4 protein-coding genes are annotated in these 3274 nt (G+C 42.5%); 3 read left to right on the top strand and 1 reads right to left on the bottom strand.

Going from position 1 to position 3274, the window contains the following annotated elements:
* Positions 1–69 precede the first annotated feature (69 nt).
* The gene (gene recF, locus KSW37_RS15275; protein WP_217315200.1) at positions 70–1167 is read right to left on the bottom strand and encodes a DNA replication/repair protein RecF; all 1098 of its coding nucleotides are present in this window, start codon (positions 1165–1167) and stop codon (positions 70–72) included.
* A gap of 210 nt (positions 1168–1377) precedes the next feature.
* Here recF and KSW37_RS15270 point away from each other — a divergent pair, with 210 nt between their 5' ends.
* Genes KSW37_RS15270 through KSW37_RS15260 form a run of 3 tightly spaced genes read left to right on the top strand, consistent with a single transcriptional unit; the run spans position 1378 to position 3015 of the window.
* Positions 1378–2073, top strand: a complete 696-nt coding sequence (locus KSW37_RS15270; protein WP_022120150.1) for a tetratricopeptide repeat protein — start codon at positions 1378–1380, stop codon at positions 2071–2073.
* A gap of 28 nt (positions 2074–2101) precedes the next feature.
* Complete coding sequence (ribH, locus tag KSW37_RS15265; protein WP_006846254.1) at positions 2102–2578, top strand: 6,7-dimethyl-8-ribityllumazine synthase; 477 nt, start codon at positions 2102–2104, stop codon at positions 2576–2578.
* A gap of 56 nt (positions 2579–2634) precedes the next feature.
* Complete coding sequence (locus tag KSW37_RS15260; protein WP_118064247.1) at positions 2635–3015, top strand: hypothetical protein; 381 nt, start codon at positions 2635–2637, stop codon at positions 3013–3015.
* Positions 3016–3274 lie beyond the last annotated feature (259 nt).

The raw sequence follows: 3274 nt of genomic DNA, 5'->3' as shown, positions 1-3274 counted from the left end.
CAGGGCGATGCCCTGGGCTAGGAGCTTTTGGGCCTTCAGCCCGTACTTGAACCACTTGCGAAACTTGAATTACTTCATTATTTCCCCATTCTCTACATAGAATATCGTATGATCTCCCTGCATGTTCTGGAGAATCTTATCCAAATGATCACGGTTCGTATCCGTAATAAAAATCTGTCCGAAATGGTCACCGGCAACCAGTTTCACAATAGCCTCAACCCGCTGAGCATCCAACTTATCGAAAATATCATCTAAGAGGAGCAAAGGAAGCGTATTGGAACTCGTGCGCTGCAGGAAAGTAAATTGAGCCAGCTTCAGGGCAATCACGAAAGTTTTATTCTGCCCCTGACTTCCCTCTCTCTTCATCGGATAATCACCCAGCAAAAACTCCAGATCATCACGGTGAACACCATGCAGAGAATACCCTACAGCACGGTCCTTAAACCGGTCGCGCTGGATAACATCCAGCAAAGGACCTCTCTGGCAATGAGAAACATAGTGAAGACGGACCTGCTCCTTATCACCCGAAATCTGCTGATAAATCTGCTGAAACAGCGGAACCAGTTCGTCAACGAAAGCCTGCCGTTTCCGGTACAGCAATTCACCATTACTCGCCATCTGCTGCTCCCAAAGTTCCAGCAGCGTAATATCAGGCTCCTCCTCCATTTTCAGCAAAGCATTTCTCTGTTGCAAAGCCTTATTATAGTTGGACAAAGCCTCTATATAAGAGTAATCATACTGAGAGATGACCACATCCATCAGTTTTCTGCGCTCTTCACTTCCTCCTTCTATCAGAGAAACATCAGATGGAGAAACCAGAATCAGAGGGATAAGCCCAATATGTTGCGAAAGACGCTTATACTCCTTCTTGTTTCTCTTGAAATGCTTCTTGGTACCCCGTTTCATGCCACAGTAAACATTCTCTATCTCCCCCTTATCATTATCATAATTTCCCTCCAGCATAAAGAAAGGCTCATCATGAGTAATAATCTGGGAATCGATAGAATTATAGGCACTCCTACAGAAAGAGAGATAGTAGATGGCATCAAGGAAATTAGTCTTTCCCATGCCATTATGTCCTATCAGACAATTGATTTTGGGCGACAACTCCAGGTTGGCGCTCTTTATATTTTTAAAGTTAATAATGGAAATATTCTTTAAAATCATAGTCTCTTTTCTGCTTTTATAGTGCAAAGTTAGCAGAAAAAGAGGAAAAAACAAAAAAAATAGGCTAGAAATTTCAATAATTGAATAAAATTGAGTAAATTTGCAGAAGTTTAGCGGCATTCCACAATTTGAAAGCTAACTTTCTATTGAACAGATTGCCCCAAAACCAGAAACTAAAAAGTATAGAATAATAAAAAAAGCAAAATAAAAATGGCAAACAACAACGTACAGGCTCAGGAAACAGAGAGCCTAAACATTCGTGAGGCCTTCTTCTTGAAGTACAAGAAGGCAATTATCATTGCAGTAGTAGCTATCATTGTTATCATTGCAGGTGTATTCGGTTATGTATCTCAGATCTCAGGTCCTCGTGAGGACAAGGCTAGCACTATGCTTGCTAAGGGTCAGACCTACTTTGCTAACCAGATGTATGAGCAGGCATTGAAGGGTGATGGCGCTGGCTATGTAGGTTTTACTAAGATTGCTGACGAATACAGCAGCACAGATGCAGGTAACCTGGCAAACCTCTATGCTGGTCTTTGCTATGCAAACCTCGGCAAATGGGCAGAAGCTCAGAAGAGTCTGGAATCTTTCTCTTCAGAAGATGACCAGATGATCAGTCCTGCTGCTGAAGCTGCCTTAGGTGATGCTTATGCGCATCTCAACCAGCTCGACAAGGCTGTAGATGCTTTCAAGAAGGCTGCTTCTATGGCTGACAGCAAGGCCGAAGATGGTACAAACAACAGTCTTTCTCCTACATTCATTATCAAGGCAGGCGAGATTCTCGAAAGCCAGGGTAAGAAAGACGAAGCTTTGAAGCTTTATCAGGATGCAAAGAAGAAGTATGTTAACGCTATGCTCGTACAGAGTGGCGAAATCGACAAGTACATCGAGCGCGCTTCTAACTAATCTGTACTGATAACAATTCGAAATCAATATGGCAACAGCACTTCATAATTTATCTGAATACGACTTTACTAAAATACCAGACGCCAGTAACATGTGCTTTGGTATCGTTGTAGCAGAATGGAATCCTGAGATAACGGGCGCTTTGCTCGACGGAGCAGTAAAAACACTCGAAAAACATGGAGCACTCACTGAGAATATCCATGTGAAAACTGTTCCAGGCAGCTTTGAACTTATCTACGGAGCCCATCAAATGGTTTTGAATGGCGGCTATGATGCAGTCATCATTTTAGGTAGTGTGATACGTGGTGAAACTCCTCACTTCGATTACATCTGCGAGGGTGTTACCTACGGTATTGCCCGTCTGAATGCTACTCAGGAAATTCCTGTTATCTATGGTCTCTTGACTACCAACGATCTGCAGCAAGCTAAGGATCGTAGCGGCGGCAAGTTGGGTAACAAGGGTGATGAGTGTGCTATAGATGCTATCAAAATGGCTAAGTTCTAGTCTTCACAACGAGAGTTGATAAACTGAATGTTATATATATAATAAGGTATAAGCATATGAAACTCTACCAGCTATTGCAGTCGTTTGAATTTGAAGAGATATTTCCAACAGTCAATGTGATGTTTCCAAATGCACAGTTGCATCGCGATATTTTTGAAAAAGCATTCGATATGCTTTGCAATATCCAACCTATCACATCCAAAAAGGTTATCAAGTTTGAACTGATGGAAGATCCCAACTCAAATGATATGTTTGTTGGAGCAAATGATAGCTGTTTCCAGTCCACATGGGATGTATGCCTGGGAAAGGAAGTCAAAAAAGGCAAAGGCGCTGATCTCAATGATGTAGAACTGGCAGCCAACTGCTTACTCAATGTTCTTTTCATCGGACGTCATCCTCAAGGATTTGACAAGGACTACAAAAAGTTATTGAAATAAAGGGTAAAAAGGTAAAAAAGTAAAAAAGTAAAAAGGTAAAAAGAGCCTTACCCCCTTCGCACCCCCGTCCCCAGCGATTCCATCGCTGGTCCCCTAAAAAAAAGGTAAAAAGAGCACCCTAGCTTAACATTCCGCTAGGCTCTTTTTACCTTTTTACCTTTTTACCTTTTCAACATTCCCTATTCCGCCCCCGGCTCGCCCAGATATTCGAAGATGGTGGATACCTGGCGGGGAGGGAAATACTGGCTACGCTCCTGGT

The sequence above is a fragment of the Segatella copri genome, assembly GCF_019127135.1.
GTDB lineage: Bacteria > Bacteroidota > Bacteroidia > Bacteroidales > Bacteroidaceae > Prevotella.
Note: the sequence above shows the minus strand (reverse complement) of the source record. Positions and strands in the feature narration are given on the sequence as shown.